The organism is Marinibactrum halimedae (assembly GCF_021234875.1).
Classification (GTDB): Bacteria; Pseudomonadota; Gammaproteobacteria; order Pseudomonadales; family Cellvibrionaceae; genus Marinibactrum; species Marinibactrum halimedae.
In genome coordinates this window covers 1-7,398 of the sequence record NZ_JAJQVM010000059.1, presented here as the reverse complement: position 1 = coordinate 7,398, position 7,398 = coordinate 1, and the positions used below count along the sequence as shown (strand labels likewise).

The 7,398-nt window shown below is 49.5% G+C and carries 1 protein-coding gene; it reads right to left on the bottom strand.

The features are described 5' to 3' along the window. On the bottom strand, window positions 1-7,398 hold a 7,398-nt coding region (locus LU351_RS19740), incomplete at both ends, for a non-ribosomal peptide synthetase (RefSeq protein WP_232595817.1).

Below are 7,398 nucleotides of genomic sequence, written 5' to 3'. Positions count from 1 at the left end.
CAGGCACACCGGCCAGCTTGTTCTGCCAGTACGCCAACTGCTTATTCAGTAATCCCTCTTCATCCAACAATTTGCGCTGCCAGACACTGTAGTCCAGGTATTGAATGGGCAGTGGCGCCAATGCCGGTTCACGCCCCGCTTGTAGGCACTGCATGATCTGGCTGAACTCGTTCATCATCACGCCACTTGACCAGCCATCGCTGATAATGTGATGCATAGTGAGCATCAGTACATGTTCATGGGGCGTCAACTTAAGCAATTTCACCCGGAGCAAAGGGCCGGTTGCCAAATCAAAGGGAGTGACCGCTTCAGCCTGGCAACGCTGCTTAGCGTCTTCTCGACGGAGAATGTCGTCGCTACAATCACTCAGATCAACGCATTCAAGAGTAAAATTCGGCTGGGCTACCACAACCTGCGTGGCTCGCCCGTTCTGGCTGGGAAAGATCGTTCGTAGGTTTTCGTGGCGATGAATAATAAGCTGAAACGCCTGCTCAAGGTGGACAATATCCAGTTTGCCGTGGAGGCTTATGGCCATTGGAATGTTGTATCCGGCTTGGCCTTGTTCAAACTGGTCAATAAACCATAACCGCTCCTGGGCATAACTGAGCGGGAAGGTGTTGATCTCTCGTCCGTCGGCGTCATATCGCGCCACTGGTACGATGGGCGAAATCTCATTGCTGTGGCCCTCACCCATCAGGGGCGCAAAATCCGCGATGGTCGTCTTGGCAAATAGGGTTTTAAGGGGCAAGTCCACGCCAAATTGGTCGCGCACCTTTGACATCAAACGGGTGGCCAAGAGGGAATGACCACCCAACTCAAAGAAGTTGTCCTTCACCCCTATCTGACCCGCCTCCAACCCCAAGGTCTCCGCCCAAATAACCACCAACTGCCGCTCGGTTTCATCTCTCGGCGCGACGTATTCGTGCTCTGAAGTAACGGTTACTTCCCTTTTTTCCAACGCTTGCCGATTTACCTTGCCATTGGGGGTCAGTGGAATCGCTTCTAACCATTGGAAAGCAGCCGGCACCATATAATCCGGTAAGCTCTGCAGCAGATGGGTTTTGAGCGACTCGTGGGTAGGCTGCTGTGCATCACCAGCGGCAACGTAAAAGGCAATCAGCTTTTTATGTGCCCCTTGGCCCTGAACCACCACAACACTATCTTTAATTTCAGGGTGTTGTTTAAGCTGCGCTTCTACCTCACCCGTTTCTATGCGGAAGCCCCTAATTTTCACCTGAGTATCCATTCGGCCTAGATACTCTATATTTCCGTCATCCAGCCAACGGGCCAAATCACCGCTTTTATACATGCGCTTGTCGACGGTAAACGGATTGGCAATAAACCGCTCCTGTGTAAGCTCAGGGCGATTCAAATAACCTCTAGCCAAGCCGTCACCCGCAATATATAACTCTCCTGGAGTACCAATAGGTACCGGGTTTTTAAAGGCATCCAGAATATAGAGTTGAGTATTATTGATTGGTTGACCAATGGGCGTTGAGTTACGAACGGTCGAAACGCCTTCTCTGCTTGGTACAGAATAAGTCGTAGAGCATACGCAGGTTTCTGTCGGACCGTAGGCGTTGTAACAATCCGTACCCTGATAGGCGTGGTACTTCAGTAATTCATCATTGGCCGCCTCGCCCCCAGTCACCAACACTCTTAAGCTTAATGGCTGTTCTCCGATAGCCGTAAGATAAGATGGGGTCAAAATTGCACATGTGACACTGTGTTGTTGCAAATAATGAACGAGCTTAGCGGGATCTTTTTGCTCTTCGGCAGAGGTAATCACCAAACTGGCGCCCGACAAAAGCGCCAAATAAATTTCAAGCACAGCCGCATCAAAACAAATTGAAAAATTTTGTAGGCACTTATCTTGATTCGTGATGGCAAACTCTGCAATTTGGCTCTGAATTAAATTCATTACACCACGATGCTCAACCATCACACCTTTAGACTTACCTGTGCTACCCGATGTATAGATCACATAGGCTAAATGACTTGGCAGCACTTCCCTATTCAATTGAACACGAGGAGGTGCTTGCGCGGCAATAATCTCAGGCCACTGCCGATCGATAGCAACCAATGTTGTGCCGCTTGCTACTAGGGCTTTCAGTCTTTCTTTTAGTTTATTCTGAGTGAGCACAATCGCTACGCCACTGTCTTCAAGCATATACGCCAGCCTGTCGTCTGGGTGGTTTGCATCAAGCGGCACGTAAGCACAACCTGCTTGTAAAATACCCAACATGCCCACAATCATCTCTGGCGAGCGTTCCATACATAAGGCGACTAGGGAACCTCGTTCTATAGCTTGCGCCTGTAGATAGCAGGCCAATGCTGAACTACGTTCGTAAAGCTGCCCATATGTCAGTGTCTCGTTCTGATACTCAATGGCGACATTCTCTGGGTTTTTGGCTACCTGCTCGATAAAGCCTTCATGAATACATTTGTCTTTTGGATAATCGACAGCAGTATGATTGAAGTCTTTCAGAAAACGGTGTCTTTCCGCCTCCCCCATAAATTGGAATGCACTCAGTGCCTTTGTTGGACTAACAACAACGGATTGACACAACGCCATAAAATGGCCCGCCAGGCGCTCGATGGTGGACGCCTTATACAGTGATGTGCGATAGGTCAGGCTACCCTGTAAGCCACTGTCCGTTTCTGCTAACGATAGGGTTAAGTCAAATTTACTGACGGTATTTTCCAACGGGTAAGGACTGATTGTGGTGTCGGCATCATCGAATACGAGGCGTTCAGATCGGTTATTTTGCAGAACAAACATGATCTGGAATAAGGGGTTAACACCCAGGTTTCGTTGCAGTGGTAACGCTTCGACAATTTTTTCAAAGGGCGTATCTTGGTGTTCATACGCCTCTAAACAGGTGGTTTTCACTTGCTGCAAGAAAGCGGTAAAAGACATCTCTCCGCTCACCTGATTTCTCAACGCTAAGGTGTTGACAAACATGCCAATCAGCCCTTCCGTTTCGCCGTACTGACGATTCGCGATGGGGCTGCCTAGGCAGATATCGTCTTGCCCACTGTAGCGATAGAGCAATACATTAAAGACAGCCAGCAAGATCATAAAGAGCGTACTGTCTTGCTGTTCAGACAAGGTCTTTAATTGTTCTGCCAACTTAGCTTCTAGACGGAACGTATGGCTGTCACCTTCCACACTTTGAGTCACCGGCCTTGGATAATCCGTCGCCACTTCGAATAACTCGGGCACACCAGCCAGCTTGTCCTGCCAGTACGCCAACTGCTTGGTCAGTAGTCCCTCTTCATCCAACAATTGGCGCTGCCAAACACTGTAGTCCAGGTATTGAATGGGCAATGGAGCCAATGCCGGTTCCCGCCCTGCTTGTAGGCACTGCATGATCTGGCTGAACTCGTTCATCATCACACCACTTGACCAGCCATCGCTGATGATGTGGTGCATGGTGAGCATCAGTACATGTTCATGGGGCGTCAGCTTAAGCAATTTCACCCGGAGCAAAGGGCCGGTTGCCAAATCAAAGGGGGTGGTCGCTTCAGCCTGGCAACGCTGCTTAGCGTCTTCTCGACGGAGAATGTCGTCGCTACAATCACTCAGATCAACGAACTCAAGAGTAAAATTCGGCTGGGCTACCACAACCTGCGTGGCTCGCCCGTTCTGGCTGGGAAAGATCGTTCGTAGGTTTTCGTGGCGATGAATAATAAGCTGAAACGCCTGCTCAAGGTGGGCAATATCCAATTTACCGTGAAGGCTGATGGCCATTGGAATGTTGTATCCGGCTTGGCCTTGTTCAAACTGGTCAATAAACCATAACCGCTCTTGGGCATAACTGAGCGGGAAATCTTTCTTGTTCTGACCGTTTTCATCGGTACGTTTAACTGGCGTAATAGCCGGGGTTCTATCTCGTTCTGTTTTAATTATTTGAGCGGCAAAACCTGCAATGCTGGCATGTTCGAATAAGACTTTAACGGGAATATCTACGGTAAACTGAGCGCGCACCTTAGAAATCAGGCGAGTTGCCAATAGGGAATGACCGCCTAATTCAAAGAAGTTGTCATTTACCCCGATTTTTTCGGGTTTTAAGTCCAGCAAATCGGCCCAGATAGCCAGCAGTTGAGCTTCTGTCTGGTTGCGGGGGGCGATATAAGTCTTACCTGACTTTACACTTACCTCCTGCCTTTCTAACCGTTGTCGGTCCACCTTGCGGTTCGGGGTCAAAGGAATACTATCAAGACGCTTAAAGGCCACGGGCACCATATAACTCGGCAAGGATTGACGCAGCCAGGCTTTTAATCCTTCGCCGGAGGGTGGCTCTTCGACAGAAAGCAGGTCTTCAGGCGTCACATAAAAGGCCACGAGGCGCTTATTGCTGTCCTGCCCTTGTGCAACCACTACACTGTCTTTCACTTGAGGGTGTGCATTCAGTTTCGACTCGATTTCTCCGGTTTCTATACGGAAACCTCGGATCTTGACTTGGGTATCCACCCTGCCAAGGTATTCAATATTGCCATCTTCCAGCCAGCGCACCTGATCGCCGGTTTTGTACATTCGGGTGCCTGGCATAAAGGGGTTAGCGACAAATTTCTCTGCACTTAAGTCCGGGCGATTCAGGTAACCTCTGGCAAGGCCTCTACCAGCAATATGCAACTCACCCGGCACACCAACAGGTACCGGATGGTTGAACTGGTCGAGAATATAGACCTGAGTATTATCGAGTGGTTTACCTAAAGGGATACAGTCCAGTTCACTGGCGATAAGTTGTGTGGTGGAAAGTTTTGCAATCGTTGTTTCTGTCGGGCCATAGTTGTTAAATACCCTACATTCAGGTTTTAACTGATTCACGGTTGCAACGATTTTTTGAGTCAGCGGTTCGCCTGCGAAAATCAGCACTTTTTCAGGCACAGCAATTTCTGTTTCGGTGCCACGGAACATTTCAAAATGAGAGGGGGTGACTTTCATGCAATCGATGGGATGCTTGTTAAGTAACTCCCTGAACCTAGCGGGTTCATTGACTTCATCACTGCAAATCAAATGGATGGTTTTGCCGAACATGATGGGCACATAAATAGTGGTGTTACCCAGGTCGGCCGAGAACGTTGACAATGATGCGAATGTTTCACATTGGTCAAGCGCCATTTTCTGGTTAACTGAGAAGGCATAATCAACCAGCATACGATGTTCAATCATCACCCCTTTCGGTTTGCCAGTAGAGCCTGAGGTATAAATAACGTATGCGAGGTTATCTGGTTTAACGTCATTGCGCAGGCTTACCTGCCTGGTTTCCAACACGGTAACGTTTGTGGCGATATTCAGCCAATCCTCATCCAGTGCGATGATGCGGACATTTGAGCTAACAAGATCCTGTAACTGAGCCATGTGCTTTTGTTGGGTCAGGATAATGCTCACCTGGCTATCTTGTGCCATGTAAGCCAGTCTTTCATTCGGTGTGCCAGGGTCAAGCGGTAGGTAGGCAGCGCCCGCTTGTAAGATACCCAGCAGGCCCACCATCATGTCCGGTGATCGCTCAGTACAGAGGCCCACCAGTCTGTCGCATCGTACTCCCAGAGATTGAAGATAAAGGGCCAATGTTTGACTCTTTTCTTGTAATGTTTGATAGCTCATCTTTTGGTTTTGATAAACCAGCGCCGTTTTATCCGGTGTTGCCTTTGCCTGTTCAGAAAAAAGCGTATGGATGCACAGATCTTGATGGTGATTTGTTTCGTCTTGCGCCTGGTTAAAGTCACTGAGCAATTGTTGCGTTTCTGCTGTACTCACAAATTGCAGATCGCTGATAGTGTTATCGGGATTGTTAACGATTGCCTGGCATAGCGTCTCGAAATGTTGCGCCATTCGGGCAATGGTTTGTGGTTTATATAGTGCCTTACGATAAGCTAGGCTGCCCTGCAAGCCGCTGTCCGTTTCTGCCAGCGACAGGGTTAAGTCAAATTTACTGACGGTATTTTCCAATGGGTAAGGACTGATTGTGGTGTTGGCGTCATCGAACACGAGGCGTTCAGATCGGTTATTTTGCAGAACAAACATGATCTGAAATAAGGGGCTAACACCCAGGTTTCGTTGCAGTGGTAACGCTTCTACAATTTTTTCAAAGGGCGTATCTTGGTGTTCATACGCCTCTAAACAGGTGGTTTTCACTTGCTGCAAGAAAGCGCTAAAAGACGCCTCTCCGCTCACCTGATTTCTCAGCGCTAAGGTGTTGACGAACATCCCAATCAGCCCTTCCGTTTCGCCGTACTGACGATTCGCGATGGGGCTCCCTAGGCAGATATCGTCTTGCCCGCTGTAGCGATAGAGCAGCGTTGTAAACACTGCCAGCAAGGTCATAAAGAGCGTACTGTCTTGCTGTTCAGACAAGGTCTTTAATTGTTCTGCCAACTTAGCTTCTAGACGGAACGTATGGCTGCCACCTTCCACACTTTGAGTCACCGGCCTTGGATAATCCGTCGCCACTTCGAATAACTCGGGCACACCAGCCAGCTTGTCCTGCCAGTACGCCAGCTGCTTGGTCAGTAATCCCTCTTCATCCAGCAATTTGCGCTGCCAGACACTGTAATCCAGGTATTGAATGGGCAGTGGCGCCAATGCCGGTTCACGCCCTGCTTGCAAGCACTGCATGATCTGGCTGAACTCGTTCATCATCACGCCACTTGACCAGCCATCGCTAATAATGTGATGCATAGTGAGCATCAGTACATGTTCATGGGGCGTCAACTTAAGCAATTTCACCCGGAGCAAAGGGCCGGTTGCCAAATCAAAGGGGGTGACCGCTTCAGCCTGACAACGCTGCTTTGCGTCTTCTCGACGGAGAATGTCGTCGCTACAATCACTCAGATCAACGCATTCAAGAGTAAAATTCGACTGGGCTACCACCACCTGCGTGGCTCGCCCGTTCTGGCTGGGAAAGATCGTTCGTAGGTTTTCGTGGCGATGAATAATAAGCTGAAAGGCCTGCTCAAGGTGGGCAATATCCAGTTTACCGTGGAGGCTCACGGCCATTGGAATATTGTATCCGGCTTGACCTTGTTCAAACTGGTCAATAAACCATAGTCGCTCCTGGGCATAACTGAGCGGGAAGGTGTTGATCTCTCGTCCGTCGGTGTCAAATCGCGCCACTGGTACGATGGGCGAAATCTCATTGCGGTGGCCCTCACCCATCAGGGGCGCAAAATCCGCGATGGTCGTCTTGGCAAATAGGGTTTTAAGGGGCAAGTCCACGCCAAATTGGTCGCGCACCTTTGACATCAAACGGGTGGCCAAGAGGGAATGACCACCCAGCTCAAAGAAGTTGTCCTTCACCCCTATCTGATCTGCCTCCAGCCCCAGGGTCTCCGCCCAAATGGCCACCAACTGCCGCTCGGTTTCATCTCTCGGCGCGACGTATTCGTGCT